Origin of the sequence: Cognatilysobacter tabacisoli (genome assembly GCF_003586305.1) — a bacterium.
In the GTDB taxonomy this organism is placed as follows: Bacteria; Pseudomonadota; Gammaproteobacteria; order Xanthomonadales; family Xanthomonadaceae; genus Cognatilysobacter_A; species Cognatilysobacter_A tabacisoli.
This window is the reverse complement of sequence record NZ_KZ987400.1, coordinates 322276-341020: the sequence shown is the minus strand read 5'-3', so window position 1 is coordinate 341020 and position 18745 is coordinate 322276. Positions and strand designations below refer to the sequence as shown.

The window sequence follows — 18745 nt, the reverse complement described above, 5'->3', positions numbered from 1 at the left end:
GAACGACGCACCACCGGAGCCGACCATGGACATCCGCCCCATCCTTTCCACCCTGCGCCGGCACAAGACAGCCGCCGCGCTGATCGTGCTCGAGATCGCGCTGTCGTGCGCGATCATCTGCAACGCCGTGTTCCTGATCGCCACGCGACTGGAGCGCATGGACCGGCCGACCGGCATGGCCGACGCCGAGCTGGTGCGCATCAACCTGTCGGGCATCGGCCGCGACGAGAACCCGACCGCCCGCGTGCGCGAGGACGTCGCCGCGCTGCGCGCGCTGCCGGGCGTGCAGGCCGCGACCAGCCTCAACCACGTGCCGTTCGACAACTCGTCGTGGAACAGCTCGATCAGCGTCTCGCCCGACCAGCCGATCCCGAACCTCAACAGCTCCGTGTACCTGGGCGAGAACCTGATCGCCACGCTCGGCCTGCGGCTGGTGGAAGGCCGCGACTTCACCGCCGACGAGTACGTCGACTGGGAGGCGCTCGGCAAGCCGAACTCGACCCTGACCATCCCCGCCGCGATCGTCACCAAGACCGTCGCCCAGCGGCTGTTCCCGGACGGCAGCGCGGTCGGCAAGCTGATCTACAGCTGGAACCGCGACGACATCCCGCACCGCATCGTCGGCGTGGTCGAGGACGTGATCCGGCCGAACGACAACGGCGGTCCGGCCGAGAGCCACTACTCGATGATCCTGCCGGTCAGCGGCGTGACCATGGGCCGCTTCGCGATCCGCACCGACCCGGCGCGCCGCGACGAGGTGCTCGAGGCCGCCGTCGCCGCGCTCGAGCGCGTCAGCGCCCGCCGCGTGATCCTCGACCAGGCGCCGTTCACCGACCTGATCGACCGCCACTACCGGCAGGACCGCTCGATGGCGTGGCTGCTGGTCGCGGTCTGCGTCGGCCTGCTGGTCGTGACCGCGCTCGGCATCGTCGGCCTGGCCAGCTTCTGGGTGCAGCAGCGGACCAAGCAGATCGGCATCCGCCGCGCGCTCGGCGCGACGCGCCGGCAGATCCTGCGCTACTTCCAGACCGAGAACCTGCTGCTGGCCACGCTCGGCATCGTGATCGGCATGATCGGCGCGTACGGCCTCAACCAGCTGCTGATGGGCCAGTACGAGCTGCCGCGGCTGCCGGCGCTGTACCTGCCGATCGGCGCGGTCGCGCTGTGGCTGCTCGGCCAGCTCGCCGTGCTCGGCCCGGCGATGCGCGCCGCGGCGGTGCCGCCGGCGGTCGCGACGCGGACGGTGTGAGCGCCGCCGTGCCGCACGCATTCGCCCCGCGGTGCAACGACGACGACGCGCGCCGACCGCGCGCGTCGTCGCCTGCGTGGCGTGCCGTCCTGCCCTTGCGGCCCCGCCGTCCCCGCGCGGTATAAACCCGCATGCCCACGATCCTCGTCATTGACGACAACCCCGCGGTCGTGACCGCGCTCGAGACCCTGTTCGCGCTGCACGAGCTCGACACGGTCGCCGCGCACACGCCGGACGACGGCCTCGCGCGGCTCGCACGCGGCGACGTCGACCTGGTCGTGCAGGACATGAACTTCCACGCCGACACCACGTCGGGCGAAGAGGGCATCGAGCTGTTCGCGCGGATCCGCGCGGCGCACCCGGACCTGCCGGTGATCCTGCTGACCGCGTGGACGCACCTGGAGTCCGCGGTGGACCTGGTCCGCGCCGGCGCGGCCGACTACCTCGCCAAGCCGTGGGACGACCACAAGCTGATGGCGACGGTGAACAACCTGATCGAGCTGTCGCAGGCGCGGCGCGAACTCGCGCGGCGCGTGCAGGGCGAGCGCCGCCGCCGGCACGCGCTCGAGCGCGAGTACGACCTGCGCGGCGTGGTGTTCGCCGACCCGGCCAGCGAGCGGGTGCTGTCGCTGGCGTGCCAGGTCGCGCGCTCGGAGCTGCCGGTGCTGGTGACCGGGCCGAACGGCGCCGGCAAGGAGCGCATCGCCGAGATCATCCACGCCAACTCGTCGGTCAAGGACGGCCCGTTCGTCGCGCTGAACTGCGGTGCGCTGCCGGGCGAGCTGATCGAGGCCGAGCTGTTCGGCAGCGAGGCCGGCGCGTACACCGGCGCGAACAAGGCGCGCGAGGGCAAGTTCGAGGCCGCCGACGGCGGCACGCTGTTCCTCGACGAGGTCGGCACGCTGCCGCCGGCCGGCCAGGTCAAGCTGCTGCGCGTGCTCGAGACCGGCCGCTTCGAACGGCTCGGCGGCAACCGCGAGCGCCAGGTCAAGGTGCGCGTGCTCAGCGCGACCAACGCCGACCTCCCGGCGCTGATCCGCGCCGGCCAGTTCCGCGAGGACCTCTACTACCGCCTCAACGCGATCGAGCTGGCGCTGCCGCCGCTGGCCGAGCGCCCGGACGACATCGTCCCGCTCGCGCAGCACTTCCTTCCGCCCGGCAAGCAGCTCGGCGACGACGCCCAGCGCGCGCTGCTCGCGCACCGCTGGCCCGGCAACGTGCGCGAGCTGCGCAACACCGTGCAGCGCGCGGCGCTGTTCGCGCGCGGCGCGACGATCGCCGCCGCCGACCTCGGCCTGCCGGTGCAGACGGCCCCGCCGCCGCACGGCGCGGACGCGTCGACGGCCGCGCACGACGAGCCCGACCGCGCCGCGATCGAGGCCGCGCTGGCCCGCGCCGGCGGCGTGCTCGCGCAGGCCGCCAGCGACCTCGGCCTGTCGCGGCAGGCGCTGTACCGCCGGCTCGAACGGCTCGGGATCGCGCGGCCGTGACCGCGTGCGCGGCCATCGGCGACGGCGCGCAGGCGCGGACGCGATGAGCCTGCGCCTGCGCCAGCGGCTGCCGCTGTGGGTGACGTTCACCGCGCTGGCGCTCGGCTACCTGCTGGCCGCGCTCGCGCTGGCGCAGCTGCTGTCGCGCTGGATCGCCTCGCCGTGGTGGGCGGGCCTGGCGGCGATCGCCCTGCTGCTGCCGCTGCTGGTCTACCACGTGCGCCGCGCGTTCGCGCCGATGCTGTCGCTGTTCCGCGCGCTGGCCGGCACGGTCAGCAGCTACCGCGACGGCGACTACAGCTTCGGTCTGTCGTGGGCCGGCGGCGGCGAGCTGCGCGACCTCGTCGCCAGCCACAACGCGCTCGGCGACGCGCTGCGCGACCAGCGCCACGCGCTGGTGCAGCGCGAGCTGCTGCTCGACACGCTGGTGCAGAACACCCCGGTGGCGATGCTGCTGGTCGAGCCCGGCGGCCACGTGGTGCTCGCCAACCTCGCCGCGCGCAGGCTGCTCGGCGAGGGCCGCCGGCTCGAAGGCCACGCGTTCGCCGAACTGCTGGAAGCCGCGCCGGCCGAGCTGCGCGACGCGTTCGCCAACGGCGGCGACGGGATGGTCAGCGTGCCCAGCGAAGACGGCACCGACGAGGACGTGTTCCACCTGTCGCGCCGCCAGTTCCGCCTCAACGGCCGCCGCCACGAGCTGGTGCTGCTGCGCACGCTGACCGCCGAGCTGCGCCGGCAGGAAGTGCACACGTGGAAGAAGGTGATCCGCGTCATCAGCCACGAGCTCAACAACTCGCTCGCGCCGATCGCCTCGCTGGCCCACTCCGGCGCCGAGCTGCTGCGCCGCGGCCAGACCGAGCGGCTGCCGGTCGCGCTGGCGACGATCGAGGAGCGCGCGCGCCACCTCGAGGGCTTCATCCGCGGCTACGCGCGCTTCGCCAAGCTGCCCGAGCCGCGCTGCGAGCCGCTGGAATGGCAGCGTTTCGTCGCCCACCTGCGCGAGCAGGTGATGTTCAGCGTCGACGGCGCGGTGCCCGACGGCCACGCCCGCGTCGACGCGGCGCAGCTGGAGCAGGCGCTGATCAACCTGCTGAAGAACGCGCACGAGTCGGGCTCGCCGTCCGACCAGGTGCAGCTGGCGCTGCGCCGGCTGCCGGACGAGTGGCGGATCGACGTGCTCGACCGCGGCAGCGGCATGAACAGCGCGGTGCTGTCGAACGCGCTGCTGCCGTTCTATTCGACCAAGCGCAACGGCACCGGGCTCGGCCTCGCCCTGGCCCGCGAGATCGCCGAGGCCCACGGCGGGCGCATCGCGCTGCTCAACCGCGACGGCGGCGGCCTGTGCGTCAGCCTGGCGCTGCCGGTGCGCTGAGCCCGCCGCCCAGCGCCCGCGCTCGGCTGTCCCTGACACCCCCTCAGCCCTGCACGTCGACCGTCGGGTCGACCGCGCCGCGCGCATCCGGAACGGCGTCGCGCACCCGCGTGCAAGGCCCGAACGGCCAAGCGCCGAAGTTCATTCAGAGTGCGGTTAGTTTCTATACCGTTCAGTTCATAATTCAGTTTTCGTTACGGCAGCGTGCGGATACTGGCCACCAACCGCGGCGTTCTTCACGAACCCGACCGCGGTCCCAACAAACAACAGAGAGAAGCCCCATGAAGCGTTCGCTCCTTGCCCTGACCCTGATGGCCGCCCTGCCGTTCGCCGCTTCGGCCGCCGAGGGCGTCTCCTACACCTACGTCGAGGGCGGTTACGCCGCGACCAACACCGACGCCGGCGACGCCGACGGCTTCGCGATCAACGGCTCGGGCGCCATCGCCCCGAACTTCCACGTGTTCGGCGGCTACAGCAACCAGGAAATCGAAGACACCGACATCGACTTCGACCAGTGGAAGGTCGGCCTGGGCTACAACCACCAGATCGCGCCGAACGCCGACCTGGTGACCCGCGTGGCCTACGAAAAGTTCGACGCCGGCAGCGACATCTTCGGCAACGACCTCGAAGCCGACGGCTACAGCGTCGAGGCCGGCGTGCGCGGCGCGCTGACCCCGAACTTCGAGGGCTACGCCTTCGCCGGCTACGAGGACGGTGACGACCTCGACGGCGCCAGCCGCGACGGCGAGTTCTACGGCCGCCTCGGCGCGCAGGTGAAGTTCAACCAGACCTGGGGCGTCAACGGCGACGTCAAGTTCGTCGACGGCGACACCCAGTGGTTCGTCGGCCCGCGCCTGAGCTGGTAAGCACGAAGCACCACTCGCGATCTCTCTCTCCCCCGAATCGTCGCGAGGGAAAAGCCCGGCTCCGGCCGGGCTTTTCTTTTTGCGCCCGGTTGCCCCGTGCCGGCGCAAGCCTCCCGGCGACGTGAAGAACTTGTTAAGGTGCCCCGCCGCTTCGCGGCTTCGATGCTTTAACCATCACTTGGGGACACACATGAAGAAGCACCTCGCGCTGGCCGTTGCGCTGGCCATCGCTCCGTTCGCCGCCTCGGCCGACGGGCTGGATTACACCTACATCGAAGGCGGCTACGCCAACGTCGAGATCGACACGGGCGACGCGTTCGCCGGCGACGTCGAGTTCGACGGCGTCCAGATCCGCGGTTCGGCCGCGATCAGCGAGTCGTTCTATCTCCTCGGCGGCTACGGCAACGTCACCAACGACGATTTCGGCGCCGACATCGACTTCAACGAGCTGCAGTTCGGCCTCGGCTACCGCCACGGCCTGAGCGAGCGTGCCGACCTGGTGACCGAGGTCAGCTACCTGCGCCAGGAGGTCGACTTCCCCGGCGGCTCCGAGGACACCTCCGGCGGCCGCGTCAGCGTCGGCGTGCGCGGCCTGCTGGCCGACAACTTCGAAGGCTACGTCAAGGGCAGCTACACCGACGGCGGCGACTTCGACGGCGATTTCTCCGGCACGATCGGCGCGCAGTTCAAGTTCACCCCGGTGTGGGGCGTGGTCGGCGAGATCGAAGCCGGCGACGACGTCACCAAGTACCTGGTCGGCGTGCGCGCGAGCTTCTGATCGCGCCGCACCGTCCACGAAAAAGCCCGGCTCACGCCGGGCTTTTTTTGTCCGCGCGCGCCGTGCTCAGCCGAACAGGTCGGTCGGGTACTCGGGCTTCTGTTCGCGCGCCAGCAACTGCTTGAGCCCGTCCGACGGGGTCAGCGTGCCGTGCAGGACGTCGCGCACCGCGCTGGAGATCGGCAGCTCGATGCCGTGGCGCTCGGCCTGGCGCATGACCTCGTCGGCGGTCTGCACCGATTCGACCACCTGGCCGATCTCGCGGACCGCGTCGTCGATCGACTGCCCGCGACCGAGCGCGAGGCCGAGCCGGCGGTTGCGCGACAGGTCGCCGGTGCAGGTCAGCACCAGGTCGCCGAGCCCGGCCAGCCCCATCAGCGTTTCCGGCTGGCCGCCGATCGCCTGGTTCAGCCGCAGCATCTCGTTGAGCCCGCGGGTGATCAGGCCGGCGCGCGCGTTGAGGCCCAGCTGCATGCCGTCGGCGACGCCAGTGGCGACCGCGAGCACGTTCTTCATCGCGCCGCCGAGTTCGGCGCCGAGCATGTCGTCGCCGGTGTACGCGCGGAAGCTCGGGCCGTGCAGCGCCTCGGCCACCGACTGCGCGAACGCGGCGTCGTCCGAGTGCACCGTCAGCGCGGTCGGCAGGCCGGCGGCGACTTCCTTGGCGAACGACGGCCCGGTGACCACGGCCAGCGGCACGCCGTCGCCGAGGACTTCACCGGCCACTTCATGCAGGAACCGGCCGCTGCCCGGCTCGAAGCCCTTGGTCGCCCACGCCACGCCCGCGTGCGCGGGGCGGTGCGGCGCGAGCGCGCGCAGGGTGCCGGCGAACGCGTGCGACGGCACCACGACCAGCACCAGGTCGGCACCGGCCAGCGCGGCGGCCAGGTCGGTGGTCGCGCGCAGGGCGTCGGGCAGCACCAGGCCCGGCAGGTAGCGCGGGTTCTCGTGGCGCGCATCGATCGCCGCGACCGTGTCGGCGTCGCGGCCCCACAGCACGGTCGGGTGACCGTGCCGGGCGATCAGTGCGGCAAGCGCCGTGCCCCACGAGCCGGCGCCGAGGACGGCGACGGCCGGCTTGGGCGCGTCAGGCGGGGACATCGCCATGCCGGCGACGGCTCAGGCGTTGCCCGCGGCCTCGGCGTCGGCCAGGCCGCCACCCTCGCCGAGCTGCTGCGACGACCGCTGGCGCAGGCCCTCGGCGTACAGCGCGTCGAAGTTGATCGGCTGCAGGAAGAACGGCGGGAAGCCGCCGGACTGGATCAGCTCGCTGATCAGCTGGCGCGCATACGGGTACAGCACGCCCGGGCAGTGGGTGCCGAGCATCGCGTCGAGGGTGGCCGCGTCGAAGCCGAGCAGGCCGAACACGCCGGCCTGCTTCACTTCGGCGACGTACAGCGTCTTCTCGCCGGCGGTGCAGGTCAGGGTCACGCCGAGCACGACCTCGAATGCGTTGTCGTTGAGGCGCTGCACGCTCTGGTTGAGGTTCATCTGCAGCTGCGGCTGCGCGGCCTCGTTGAACACGGCCGGTGCGCCCGGCGCCTCGAACGAAACGTCCTTGGCGTAGATCTTCTCGACCGTGAAGGCCGGGCCGGCGGCGTCGACGGGCGCGGCCGCGCCGTTCAGGGTTTCATCGGACATTTCGTGACTCCAGCGCGCCCCGTGGGCGTGGCATTAGAAGGGTGACGTAGGAAAGGTGCAGCGAAGACACCGATTATGGCACGCGCTCCCGGCGCGGCCGGGTTACAGCGTTGGGGCGCCGGCGGGCCCGCACAAGCGGCGGGGATGCGGGCGGGTGCTCACTCGCGGCCGCCGCGTCCGCCCAGTGTTCAGCGGCCCTTGACCAGCGGCAGGTCCGCCTGCTGCCACGCCGCGACGCCGCCGTCGAGCCAGTACACCTGCTCGAAGCCGGCCTTCTTCAGGCGCTTGGCGGCCGCGCCGGAGGCCATCCCGTTGCGGCACACGACGACCACCGGCAGCGCCTTGGCGGACGCGAGCAGCTTGCTCTCGGGGTCGAACTGGCTCGGCTGCACCGACTTGCTGCCGGCGATGTGGCCCTTCTCGAAGTCGCCGCTGGCCGACAGGTCGACGACCAGCGCGTTGTCGCGGTTGATCAGCGCGGTCAGCTCGGCCGGGCGCAGCGCCTTGTAGCCGCGGAACAGCCGCGCAACCTCGGTGTAGACCAGGGCCAGGGTGATGCCGACCAGCGCCAGCGAGAGGAGGTGGTGGCGCTCGGCGAACGCCAGCAGGTCGGGAAGGGTCACGGTCGGGCCAGAAACAAGCGGGGGCGGGATTGTCGCCTACCGCCCATGCCGGCGCAAAAGCGCGCGGCGCCGACGTCGGCCGCCGCGCCTTCCGGCGCGCGGCTCAGGGGCCCAGGTTCGGCAGGCCGCTGGTGATGTACCAGGTCTTGGCCTCGGCATCCCAGCGCCAGACCTCGCGGTAGCGCACGGTCCGCTCGGCCAGCGTGTGCCGGTTGACCACGCCGATCTCGATGTCGCGCACCGCGGTGCCGGCGGCGACGTCGCGGCTGGCGCCGAGCTCGCGGTACGCGGAGATCTGCACCTGCTTGTAGCGCTCGAGCTCGATCGCGCTCGGTGGCTGCTCGGCGCGGGTCTTGGGGTCGAGCATCGCCACGGCGACGTCGACGTCGCCCCAGCGGATTGCGCCGGACCACGCGTACTGCTCGCGATCGAGCGCGTTGGCCTCGCGGCCCTGGCTGGCGCAGGCCGACAGCGCCAGCGCGACGAAGGCGAGCACGGCCACGGCCCGCAGGCGGCGCGACGCGTCGATGAATCGGATCAGGCGCATCGGCGGCTTCCATGGGAACTCCGCCTCATCGTAGCCGCTGCGGTCAGGGTTTCGCGATCGCGACGTAGCGGGCGGTGAACTCGGTCGCATTGCCGCCGCCGGGCAGGCGCGCGCGCGCGACGATCGACGTGCGCGCGCGGCCGCGGTTGCGCAGCGTCGCGACGAAGTCCTCCCAGCGCGCGTCGGGCGCCAGCTCGGCCTCGACGTCGAGGTCGGCGAACAGCGGCGCGAGGTAGCGCAGCTGGCTGTCGGCGACGTAGACATCGGCGTGCAGCCCGGCCGCTTCGACCTGCAGCGTGACCAGCCCCCACGACGCCAGCGTCATCATCGAGGCGAGGCTGCCGCCGAACGCGCAGCCCTTGTCGTTGACGTGCACCGACAGCGGCGCGTGCAGCTGCAGGCGCTGGCCGTCGTAGCCGCCGATCGACAGCTGCATGACCGCCACCGGCGGCATCGAGTGGTAGTGGTGCAGCAGGCGCTGCAGCGCGGGGTCGGCATTCATGTCGGGCATTACGCGGCTCGGGCGGGGGAAGGATGCGCGCGGCGGCGCGCGTGCGGTGGCGTATGCCAAGCTGTGGCGATGACCGCGTCGACGACGACTGCTGCGAACGACGGCCCGCGCACGGCGCCGGGATGGTACGTGATCTCGCTGCGTCCGCGTGGCGACCACGACGCGATGCGCCGCGCCGCCGCGCGCGCCGGCGCGGGGCTGATCGCGCTGTCGCCGTGGCGCATCGACGCGCGCGACGACGGCGCCACGCGCGACGCGCTCGCGCGCGCGCTGTCCGCGCCGGTGATCGTCGTCACCAGCCCGGCGGCGGTGCGCGCGGCCGCGCGGCTGGCCGCGCTGGGCGAGGTGCGCGCGACGTGGCTGGCGGTCGGCCGCACGACCGCCGCGGCGCTGCGCCGCGCCGGCGTCGTCGACGTCACGTCGCCGGCGCGGATGGACAGCGAGGGGCTGCTCGCGCTGCCGGCGCTGCAGGCGGTCGACGGCGTCGACGTGGCCCTCGTCACCGCGCCCGGCGGCCGCGGCGAACTGGCGCCGGCGCTCACCGCGCGCGGCGCGCGGGTGCGGCGCGCCGACGTCTACCAGCGCACGCCGACGCCGCCGCCGCCGCGCGCGCTCGCCGCGCTGCGCGCGCTCGATGCGCCGGCGGTGCTGGCGGTGTCGAGCGGCGAGGCGCTGCAGCGCACGCTGGCCGGCGTGCCGGCCAACGTCGCCGCGATCCTCCGGGCGCAGCGCGTGGCGGTCGCGAGCGCGCGCCTGGGCGAACTCGCGCGCGCGAGCGGGTTCACCCGCATCGTCGTCGCCGACGGCCCGCGGCCGCGCGACCTGGTCGCCGCCGCGGCGCGTTCGCTGCGCTAGCGCCGTTGGCGCCGCGGGCGTTCCGGTAGCATGGCGGGCACTCCGCCCGCGCCCGCCTCCGTGTCGTCGACCCCCGCACCGCCTGCCCCGAACCCCGAGCCCGCGCCGGCCCCGCCGACCCGCGGCGGCGGCGCGCTGGCCGGCATCGTGCTGGTGGTCGCGCTGCTCGCCGCCGCCGCGTTCGCGTGGTCGCAGTGGCGCGAGCGCCAGGCCAGCGCGCGCGACGCCGCCGCCGATGCGGACCTGCGGCTGCAGGCGCTGGAGGGCCGCGTCGACGGCCTGCGCCGCGACCAGCGCGCGCAGACGGGCCGGCTGCAGCAGGCCGATGCGACCAACCGCGTGCTGCGCGACGAGCTGCTCGGCATCGGCCAGCGTGCGGCGCTGATCGAGGACACCGTCGCCAAGCTCGCCGACCCCGACCGCCATGGCGCGCAGGCGCTGCGGCTGGACGAAGCCGAGTTGCTGCTGGTGATGGGCCAGCAGCGGCTGATGATCGCCGCCGACCTCGACGGCGCACGGCGCGCGTACGCGCTGGCCGCCGGCGTGCTCGACGGCATCGATGACCCCGCGTACCTGAGCCTGCGCCAGACCCTGATCCAGGAGCGCGCCGGCCTCGACGCGCTCGAGGCCGAGCCGCGCGTGGTCGCGATGGCGCGGCTGGATGCGTTCGCGACGACGGCGCTGTCGGCGTCGACCGCGCGCCGCGCCGACGCGCGCGATGCGCGTCCGTGGTGGCGGCGCGCGTTCGGCCCGCTGCTCGACGCGCGCCCCAGCGTCGGCGCGGTCGCGATCGAACCGTCCGACCGCGCCGCCGCGCAGGCGGCGCTGCAGCTGGAGCTGTCGATCGCGCGCGCCGCGGCCGAGCGTCGCGACGTTGACGGCTACCGCGCCGCGCTGCGCCGCGCCGGCGGCTGGATCGAACGGCTCTCCGACGACACGACGCTGGCCGCCGAGCGCCGCGCCCAGCTCGAGGCGCTCGCCGCGCTGCCGCTTTCACCTGCCGTGCCCACGCTGGGCAGCACACTCGAGCAGCTCCGGCAGATGCGCGCGTCGCGCTGATGCCGCGCCGCCGCGTCCGCGCGGCGGCATCCGCATCCGCACAAGGACCCTGCCGATGAACCTGTTCCGCAACCTGCTCTTTCTGATCACGCTGGCGCTGGCCGGCGCGCTGGTCGCCCAGCTGCTCGTGCAGGACCCCGGCTACGTGCTGGTCCGCTACGGCGGGTACGACTACACGACCAACCTGCCGAAGGCGGTGCTGCTGCTGGTCGGCGTGCTGCTCGCGCTGTGGCTGCTGTGGAAGCTGGTGACGCTGCCGTTCGCCGCGTGGCGCCGCCAGCGCGACCGGCGCGCGCGTGCGCGCCTGCGCGACGGGCTCGAGGCGCTGCACCTGGGCGAATGGAGCCGTGCCGAGAAGCTGCTCGCGCAGGCCGCCGACGACGAATCCAGCGCCGCGCTGCGGGTCGCCGCGGTGCACGCCGCCGCCGCACGCGGCGACGACGCCGCGGTCGCGCGGCAGCTCGACGCGCTGCGCTCGACGCCGGGCGCGTACGCGGTTGCCGCCGCCGAGGTCGCGATGGCCGATGGCCGGCCCGCCGACGCGCTCGTCGTGCTCGACGACCCGGCCGCGCAGCCGCTGCCGCCGCGCGCGCTCGCCCTGCGCGGCGATGCGCTCGCGGCGCTGGGCCGCGCCGGCGAGGCCTACGGCCTGCTCGGCGCGCTGCGCCAGCAGCAGGCCTGGCCGCCGGCCCAGCTGCAGCGGCGCGAGGCCGCATGGGCCGAGGCCACGCTGCGCGAGGCGGCCGACGCCAACGCGCTGGCCGATCGCTGGGACGCACTGCCGACGGCGCTGAAGACCGAGCCGGCGATCGTTGGCGCGTACGCGACGCGCGCGGCGGCGATGCGCTGGGACGACGCGGCGGCCAAGAGCATCGAGCAGGCGCTGGACGCGCGCTGGGACGAGTCGCTGGCGGCGCTGTACGGCCGCTTGCCGGTCACCGAAGGCGCGGGCCGCCGCGAGGCGCGCCGCGCGAATGCCGAACGCTGGCTGCAGAAGCACCCCAGCAGCCCGGCGCTGCAGCTGACGCTGGCGCGCCTGCGCGGCGCCGACCAGCCGTGGCCGCAGGTCGAAACGCACCTCACCCGCGCGCTCGCGCACGGCGGCGGCGCCGAGGCGTGGGAGGAACTCGGCCACGGCTATGCGGGCAGCGGCGACGACGCGCGCGCCCGGCTGGCCTATGCGAACGCGCTGCGCGTCGCGCGTGGCGAGCCGGCGTTCGAGCTGCCGGGGCGCGACCTGCGCCAGCGCATCGGCGACGAGGCCGCGATCGAGGAGCGCGACGACCACGGCGTGCCGCGCCTGCGCGGTTGAGCGAAGTCACGGGGCCGATGCCCTGACGGCGTCGGCTGCCGTTGCGAACGCCCGGCCGTCGATGGCCGGGCCAGTTGGCTTGAAAGCGAACAGGACGTGCCGCCCGCGATGGCGGCGACGACCTTCGCCATGCGACGCAACGCCGTTGCCGGATCGGCCGCTGCCGCGGCCGCGTCAGCGAACGCGAGCCCTCAGCGCTCGAGGATCGCGACCACGCCCATGCCGCCGGCGGTGCAGATCGACACCAGGCAGCGGCCGCCGCCACGCTGCTTGAGCTCCTTCGCGGCGGTCGCGACGATGCGCGCGCCGGTCGCGGCGAACGGGTGGCCAGCGGCCAGCGACGAGCCGTTCGGGTTGATCTTCGCCGGGTCGATGCGGCCCATCGGCCCGTCGAGGCCGAGGCGGTTGCGGCAGTACTCCTCGTTCTCCCACGCGCGCAGCGTGCACAGCACCTGCGCGGCGAACGCCTCGTGGATCTCGTAGAAGTCGAAGTCCTGCAGGGTCAGGCCGTTGCGCGCCAGCATCTCCGGCACCGCCACGGTTGGCGCCATCAGCAGGCCCTCGCCATGGACGAAGTCGACCGCGGCGACGTGCGCGTCGCGCAGGTGGCACAGGACTTCATGGCCGTGCCTGGCGGCCCACTCGTCAGACGCCAGCAGGCACGCGGCGGCGCCGTCGGTCAGCGGCGTCGAGTTGGCGGCGGTCAGCGTGCCGCGGCCGGAGGTCTTGTCGAACGCCGGCTTCAGCGACGCGAGCTTCTCGAGCGTCGAGTCCGCGCGCAGGATGTTGTCGCGCGACACGCCGCGGAAGCTGACGACGAGGTCGTCGAAAAACCCGCGCTCGTACGCGGCCGCCAGCTTCTGGTGCGACGACAGCGCCCATTCGTCCTGCGAGTCGCGCGCGATGTTCCACTGCTTGGCCATGTCCTCGCAGTGCTCGCCCATCGACTTGCCGGTGCGCGGTTCGGCCACGCCGGGGAAATCGGGCTTCAGTTCGGCGGGCTTGAAGCCCTTGAACGCGGCCAGCTTGTCGCGCGGCGTCTTCGCCGCGGCCGCGGCCAGCAGGCGGCGGCGCAGCTTCTGGCCGTAGACGATCGGCACGTCGGACGTGGTGTCCGAGCCGCCGCCGATGCCGACCTCGATCTGCCCGGCGGCGATCTTGTTGCCGATGTGCACGATCGAATCGAGCGACGTGCCGCACGCGCGCTGCAGGGTGATGCCGGGGGTCAGCGGCGACAGACCGGACGACAGCGCGGCCTCGCGGCCCAGGTTCCAGTCCGACGAGTGCTTGATCACCGCACCCATCGCCACTTCGCCGAGCTGCTGGCCGTGCAGGCCGAACTTCTCGACCAGCGCGCCCAGGGTCCGGACCGACATGCCGAGGTTGCCGACGTCCGCGTAGGCGGTGTTCTGGCGGCAGAACGGAATGCGGACGCCGCCAAGCACGGCGACGGGACGGGATGGGCGCATCGGTTCACCTCGGGCGGACGTCGGGCGGACGGTGGAAAGGGCGGCCCGCCGTGCGTCGCGGGCATAATGACCGCAGTGTAGCGCCGGGCCCGCGCTCGACCAAACGCCTGCGTATTGTCGCGCTCAGCGCGGCGCGCGGCGCCCCGCCCGCGGCCCTCCCCCACGCCCGACAGGCCACCCCGCGCCGATGACCGCCGAGCCGACCGATCGCCCCGCCGCCAACGCTTCCTTCGACCGCACGTCCGCCGGCGACGCCACGCACGTGCTCGGCGCGCTCGCGCTCGAGCTGACCGGCGACGCGCCGGTCGCGCGCAGCGCGCTGGCGCAGGCCGAGGTCGGCGACCTGCTGGCGCTGGTCGCGCGCGACCTCGCACGGCTGGTGCCGGACGCCGCCGCGCTCGACCTGGTCGCGGTCGGGGCGCACTACGACCCGGTCGAACTGCTGCGCCCGGGCTGGCCGCTGCATCGCGAGCTCGACCAGCTCGCCGCGCGCGCGCCGCGTGCCGGCGTCGTCGACGGCGGCCGCGTGATCGCGTTCGGCGCGCACGACGGCCAGCTGCCCGGCGCACTGTCTCCGTCACCGGATTTCGTCGGCGGTCCGCTGCGGCTGGTGCCGTTCGTCGTCACCGGCACACCGGCGCGGGTGGCCGACGTCGGCGCGGCATTCGAGCGCGAGCTGCTCGAGCGCGGCATGGCCGGCGCCGACACCGCGCTCGCCGCGCAGGCGGCGTTCGGCGTGCGCGTCGAGCACGCGCGCTACCTGACCGTGCACGACCTGGCCGCAATGATGGCGCTGCAGTACGAGCACGCCGGCCTCGCGCCGCTGTGGCCGCTGCTGGAGACGGCGCTGCTCGCGCCCGACGACGACGCGTGGCTCGATTCGCCGCCGGAGCCGCTGGTGCATTACGCCGGCGGCGAAGCGCGGATCGCGCTGTTCACGCCGCGTGCGTGGCACCGCCGCTACGCGCCGGAGCAGCCGTGCGACACAGACGAATGCCGGGCCAAGCTCGAGCGCCGGTACGCGCACTTCCAGGCGCGCCAGCGGCAGATCGCCGCCGTGCTCGCCGCGCACGGCGTCGCGGTGAACTTCGTCCACTGCGACGAGGTCGACGCGGCGCGCGACGCGCTCGCGTAAGCCGCGCGGCGCGGACCGGGCCAGCGCGCGCGGCGTCAGCCGGCGGGGGTGAACTCCGCCTCGAACACCCGGTAGCCGGCATCGACCATGCCCAGCGCCGCGTAGGTCTGCTGCGCGCGCGCGTTTGCGTGCTCGACGTACAGGCGCAGGCCGATCACGCCCGGGGTGGCGCGGGCCAGCGCTTCGACGTGGCGGTACAGCGCGGTGTACACGCCGGCGCGGCGGTGGTCGGGCGCGACGTAGACGCTCTGGATCCACCACCAGGTGCCGTTGCGCCAGTCGCTCCATTCGCGCGTCAGCATCAGCGTGCCGGCCGGGTCGGCGATGGTCTCGTGGCCGCCGACGGCGGCCTCGCGCATCGCGACGAAATAGCGGGCCTTGTCCGGATCGGCCAGCGCCGCGGCGATGCCGGCATCGACCGTGTCCGGGTCGAGCCGCTTGTGCTCGGTCTCCCACGCCATTGCCTGCGCCCAGCGCGACAGCAGGTCGCGATCGGCCGGCCGGGCGTCACGGATGCGCAGGTGGCTCATCGATCGGTCGGTCCGGCTACGGGGTCGCGACGATGATGCCGCAGGCGACGCGCGCGCCGGCGTTGCCGGCCGGCTGGCTGGCGTAGTCGTCGGGCGCGGCGTGCACGATCACCGCGCGTCCGGCGATGTCGTTGGCCGCGCCACCGCCGAGCGTCACCCCGCGCAGGTGCGCGTTGACCCGCGCCACGCCGCGCGCGTCGGCGACGATGTTGTCCATGTCGCCGGCGTGGTGGGCGCCGCTGCCGGCGCGACCGTGCGCGGCGCCGGTCGGGTTGAAGTGCGCGCCGGCGCTGCTGGCGTCGACCGCGCTGCAGTCGCCCTTTTCGTGCACGTGGATCGCGTGGGTCGAATTGGCGCCGAGCCCGCCGACCTCGCCGGTGAAGTGCACACCGTCGCCCATCGGCGCGGCGCGCAGTTTGCCGCTGACCAGCGAGGCCGAGGCCGAGGCCAGCACGACGTCGGCACCGCGCGCGGTGGACACGGCGCTTCCGGCCGACGGCGACGGCGGCGCCGTGCGCGAGGCGGTCGGCGCGGTGGTGCAGGCGCTTGCGGCGAGCGCGGCGGCCAGGGCAACGGCGGTTGTCAGCGGCTTCATGCGGGCATCTCCTGTGCGGCGGTGGGGGACGACGGTAGCGACGGCCGGGTTCGGCGCGGGTGAACGGCTCAGCCGCGCGTGCGGCCGGGACCGAGCTTGCGGGTCAGGGTGTTGCGGCCGAGCCCGAGCCGCGCCGCGGCTTCGCTGCGGCGCCCGCCGGTGTGCTCGAGCGCCGCCTGCAGCAGTGCACGGTCGAAGCGCTCGCGCGCGCTGGCGTGCAGGTGCTCGGCGCCGTCGGCGAGCTGGGCGCGCGCCCACGCGCGCAGGCGCGCGTCCCAGTCGTCGTCGCCGGCCTGCGGCGACTGCGCCAGCGCGTCGTCGAGGTCGTCGACGGTGATCGTGTCGCCCGGCGCCAGCGCGGCCAGCCGCCAGCACAGGTTCTCCAGTTCGCGAACGTTGCCCGGCCAGTCGTGCGCCAGCAGTCGCGCCAGCGCCGGCTTGCCGAGCCGCTTGGGCTTGGCGCCGAAGCGCGCAGCCGCGGCGGCGAGGAAGCGCTCGGCCAGCTGCGGCACGTCGTCGCGGCGCTCGCGCAGCGGCGGCAGGCGCAGGCGCACGACGTCGAGCCGGTGCAGCAGGTCGGCGCGGAAGCGGCCGTCGGCGACGAGCTGCTCGAGCGGCTGGTGGGTCGCGGCGATCACCCGCACGTCGACGCGGATCAGCTCGCGCCCACCGACGCGGAAGAACTCGCCCTGCGCGAGCACGCGCAGCAGCCGCGTCTGCAGCGACAGCGGCATGTCGCCGATCTCGTCGAGGAACAGCGTGCCGCCGTTGGCCTGCTCGAAGCGGCCGAGGTGGCGCCGGTTGGCGCCGGTGAACGCGCCGGCCTCGTGGCCGAACAGCTCGCTTTCGAGCAGCTCGGACGGAATCGCCGCGGTGTTCAGCGCGACGAACGGCCCGTGCGCGCGCGGCGACTCGCGGTGCAGCGCGCGCGCGACCAGCTCCTTGCCGGTGCCGGTCTCGCCGGTGACCAGCACCGACAGCGGCGCCTGCGCCAGCCGGCCGATCGCGCGGAACAGCGTGCGCATCGCCGGCGTGCTGCCGACCAGTTCGGGCTCCGGCGAGTCGAGCGCTGCGTCGTCGGGCGCGTCCACGCCGGCCGGTGCGTCCCGCTCGAGCGCGCGCGCGGCCAGCGCGACCGCGTCGTCGAGGTCGAACGGCTTGCTGAGGAACTCGTGCGCGCCGCCGCGGAACGCACCGGCGGTGCTGGCGACATCGGTGTACGCGCTCATGACGATGACCGGCAGCTGCGGCACCTGCGCCTTGAGCTGGTCGAGCAGCACGAGCCCGTCGTCGCCGGGCATGCGCACGTCGGTGAAGAGCAGGTCCGGCGCCCCGCGCGACGCCAGCGCCTCGAGCGCATCGGCCGCGCCCTCGAAGCCCTCGACCGCATAGCCGGCCTCGCGCAGCGCGGTCGCGAGCACGAAGCGCACGCCGCGGTCGTCGTCGACGACCCAGATGCGGGACGGGGTGTGGGAAACGGGCATGGAGGTCGGGGCTCGCTGGGGCTGGTGGATTACCGGGCTACCGGGTGTTGCCGGGTGGTCGTCGATGGCGGCTCCCGCCATCGATGCGGTCGGGGCGAATGCCGGCGCCACGCTGTCGTCGGCGCGGCCCTCACGCGCCCTCCCCGTCGACGTCGTGCATCGGCAGCAGCACCGTGAACACCGTGTGCCCCGGCCGCGACCGGTACGCCAGCGAGCCGCGGTGCTCGCGCGCGGCCTGCTGCGCCAGCGCGAGCCCGAGCCCGCTGCCTTCCGCGCGTCCGGACACCAGCGGCAGGAACAGCTGCTCGGCCAGCGCCTCCGGCACGCCGCGGCCGTCGTCGGAAATGTCCAGCCGCAGCGCGACCGGGTGCAGCTCGTCGCCGATGCGCACGCCGTGCTCGGCGCGCGTGCGAAGCGTCACCGTGGTCGCGCCGGCCTCGATCGCGTTGCGCACCAGGTTCCACACGGCCTGGGTCAGGCGGTCGGCGTCGCCGTCGAGCTCGGGCAGGCTCGGGTCGTAGTCGCGGACCAGCCGCACGGCCCAGCCGGCCTCGCTCTCGGCCAGCCGCAGCACCCGCTCGAGCACGGCGTGGATGTTCAGCGGCTCGTGCGCGCGCGCCGGCACCGGCGCCAGCAGGCGGTCGACCAGCGACGCGAGGCGGTCGGTCTCCTCGGCGATCAGGCCGACCAGTTCGCGTCCGTCAGCGTCTTCGACACGGCGCGCCAGCAGCTGCGCGGCGCCCTTCAGGCCCGACAGCGGGTTGCGCAGCTCGTGCGCGAGCCCCTTCAGCGCGGCCGACAGCGCCGACGGCAGCAGCCGCGCCGGGTCCTCGCCGGGGAACTCCTCGACCGGGTGGACCTCGGCCTGCCAGCCGCCGTCGTCGCGGCGCGCCAGCCAGACGTCGGCGAAGCGCTCGTCGCCGTCGGCGTAGCGCAGCCGGATCCGGCGCGCGCAGACCGGGGCGTCATCGAATCCGAGCCGGGCGATCGCATCGGCGAGCCGGCCGTCGCCGCCGTCCAGCGCGGCCAGCGGCCAGCCGAGCAGGCGCCGCGCGCTGACCCCGAACCAGCGGGCGAACGCGGTGTTGGTGCCGACGATGGCGCCGTCGCGGTCGGTCCACGCCAGCGGCGTGACCAGGGCGTCGAGCTCGGGCGCGGGGGTCGCGGTCATTGCACCATCTTGGTGCGCGCACCGGGACGGTGCAAGACGGCACGCGGTGCGCGGGGCC

The 18745-nt window shown here is 74.1% G+C and carries 19 protein-coding genes; 9 read left to right on the top strand and 10 right to left on the bottom strand.

The genetic code is table 11. From position 1 onward, the window contains the following. Nucleotides 1–25 precede the first annotated feature (25 nt). The 5 genes from D3A60_RS01465 (at nt 26) to D3A60_RS01445 (ending at nt 5755) form a co-directional block, all read left to right on the top strand. A complete protein-coding gene (locus tag D3A60_RS01465) occupies nt 26–1249 on the top strand; it encodes an ABC transporter permease (RefSeq protein WP_119716938.1) in 1224 nt (407 codons plus the stop codon). Between the two features lie 131 nt (nt 1250–1380). Continuing rightward, on the top strand, nt 1381–2739 hold the full coding sequence (locus D3A60_RS01460) for a sigma-54-dependent transcriptional regulator (protein ID WP_119716937.1): 1359 nt from the start codon (nt 1381–1383) through the stop codon (nt 2737–2739). Nucleotides 2740–2782: 43 nt separating this feature from the next. Then, the gene (locus tag D3A60_RS01455; RefSeq protein ID WP_119716936.1) at nt 2783–4111 is read left to right on the top strand and encodes a sensor histidine kinase; all 1329 of its coding nucleotides are present in this window, start codon (nt 2783–2785) and stop codon (nt 4109–4111) included. A gap of 281 nt (nt 4112–4392) precedes the next feature. Beyond that, on the top strand, nt 4393–4977 hold the full coding sequence (locus tag D3A60_RS01450) for an OmpO family porin (protein WP_119716935.1): 585 nt from the start codon (nt 4393–4395) through the stop codon (nt 4975–4977). 190 nt (nt 4978–5167) lie between these two features. Next, nucleotides 5168–5755 (top strand): outer membrane beta-barrel protein, encoded by a 588-nt coding sequence (locus tag D3A60_RS01445; protein WP_119716934.1) that lies wholly within the window; start codon nt 5168–5170, stop codon nt 5753–5755. 66 nt (nt 5756–5821) lie between these two features. On the opposite strand, the gene D3A60_RS01440 is transcribed toward D3A60_RS01445, so the two are convergent. The 5 genes from D3A60_RS01440 to D3A60_RS01420 all read right to left on the bottom strand — a co-directional run bounded on the left by D3A60_RS01440 (nt 5822) and on the right by D3A60_RS01420 (nt 9077). Then, nucleotides 5822–6856, bottom strand: coding sequence for an NAD(P)H-dependent glycerol-3-phosphate dehydrogenase (locus D3A60_RS01440; RefSeq protein WP_119717491.1), 1035 nt, complete (start codon nt 6854–6856; stop codon nt 5822–5824). 18 nt (nt 6857–6874) lie between these two features. After that, nucleotides 6875–7396, bottom strand: a complete 522-nt coding sequence (gene secB / locus D3A60_RS01435; RefSeq protein ID WP_119716933.1) for a protein-export chaperone SecB — start codon at nt 7394–7396, stop codon at nt 6875–6877. A gap of 188 nt (nt 7397–7584) precedes the next feature. Then, entirely contained in the window at nt 7585–8019 is a 435-nt protein-coding gene (locus tag D3A60_RS01430) for a rhodanese-like domain-containing protein (RefSeq protein WP_119716932.1), read from the bottom strand. 103 nt (nt 8020–8122) lie between these two features. Continuing rightward, nucleotides 8123–8566, bottom strand: a complete 444-nt coding sequence (locus tag D3A60_RS01425) for a hypothetical protein (protein WP_119716931.1) — start codon at nt 8564–8566, stop codon at nt 8123–8125. Nucleotides 8567–8609: 43 nt separating this feature from the next. Beyond that, entirely contained in the window at nt 8610–9077 is a 468-nt protein-coding gene (locus tag D3A60_RS01420; RefSeq protein WP_119716930.1) for a YiiD C-terminal domain-containing protein, read from the bottom strand. A gap of 69 nt (nt 9078–9146) precedes the next feature. Between D3A60_RS01420 and D3A60_RS01415 the strand changes: the two genes are divergently transcribed. Genes D3A60_RS01415 through D3A60_RS01405 form a run of 3 tightly spaced genes read left to right on the top strand, consistent with a single transcriptional unit; the run spans nt 9147 to nt 12303 of the window. Continuing rightward, entirely contained in the window at nt 9147–9932 is a 786-nt protein-coding gene (locus D3A60_RS01415; protein ID WP_119716929.1) for a uroporphyrinogen-III synthase, read from the top strand. Nucleotides 9933–9992: 60 nt separating this feature from the next. Next, the gene (locus D3A60_RS01410; RefSeq protein ID WP_231120356.1) at nt 9993–10991 is read left to right on the top strand and encodes a uroporphyrinogen-III C-methyltransferase; all 999 of its coding nucleotides are present in this window, start codon (nt 9993–9995) and stop codon (nt 10989–10991) included. Nucleotides 10992–11046: 55 nt separating this feature from the next. Next, nucleotides 11047–12303 carry a heme biosynthesis protein HemY gene (locus D3A60_RS01405; protein ID WP_119716927.1) on the top strand — a complete coding sequence of 419 codons (1257 nt, stop codon included), beginning with the start codon at nt 11047–11049 and terminating at the stop codon, nt 12301–12303. Nucleotides 12304–12494: 191 nt separating this feature from the next. Here the strand turns inward: D3A60_RS01405 and D3A60_RS01400 are convergent, their stop codons facing one another. Continuing rightward, entirely contained in the window at nt 12495–13772 is a 1278-nt protein-coding gene (locus tag D3A60_RS01400) for an acetyl-CoA C-acetyltransferase (RefSeq protein WP_119716926.1), read from the bottom strand. Between the two features lie 187 nt (nt 13773–13959). On the opposite strand from D3A60_RS01400, the gene D3A60_RS01395 reads away from it, so the two are divergent. Then, nucleotides 13960–14907 carry a hypothetical protein gene (locus tag D3A60_RS01395; RefSeq protein ID WP_231120355.1) on the top strand — a complete coding sequence of 316 codons (948 nt, stop codon included), beginning with the start codon at nt 13960–13962 and terminating at the stop codon, nt 14905–14907. Nucleotides 14908–14942: 35 nt separating this feature from the next. Here the strand turns inward: D3A60_RS01395 and D3A60_RS01390 are convergent, their stop codons facing one another. From D3A60_RS01390 to D3A60_RS01375, 4 genes are all read right to left on the bottom strand, one after another. Next, nucleotides 14943–15437 (bottom strand): GNAT family N-acetyltransferase, encoded by a 495-nt coding sequence (locus D3A60_RS01390; RefSeq protein ID WP_119716925.1) that lies wholly within the window; start codon nt 15435–15437, stop codon nt 14943–14945. A 16-nt stretch (nt 15438–15453) separates the two neighbouring features. Further along, the gene (locus tag D3A60_RS01385; protein ID WP_119716924.1) at nt 15454–16032 is read right to left on the bottom strand and encodes a superoxide dismutase family protein; all 579 of its coding nucleotides are present in this window, start codon (nt 16030–16032) and stop codon (nt 15454–15456) included. A 68-nt stretch (nt 16033–16100) separates the two neighbouring features. Next, the gene (gene ntrC, locus D3A60_RS01380; RefSeq protein WP_119716923.1) at nt 16101–17516 is read right to left on the bottom strand and encodes a nitrogen regulation protein NR(I); all 1416 of its coding nucleotides are present in this window, start codon (nt 17514–17516) and stop codon (nt 16101–16103) included. A gap of 130 nt (nt 17517–17646) precedes the next feature. Beyond that, complete coding sequence (locus D3A60_RS01375) at nt 17647–18687, bottom strand: two-component system sensor histidine kinase NtrB (RefSeq protein WP_119716922.1); 1041 nt, start codon at nt 18685–18687, stop codon at nt 17647–17649. Nucleotides 18688–18745 lie beyond the last annotated feature (58 nt).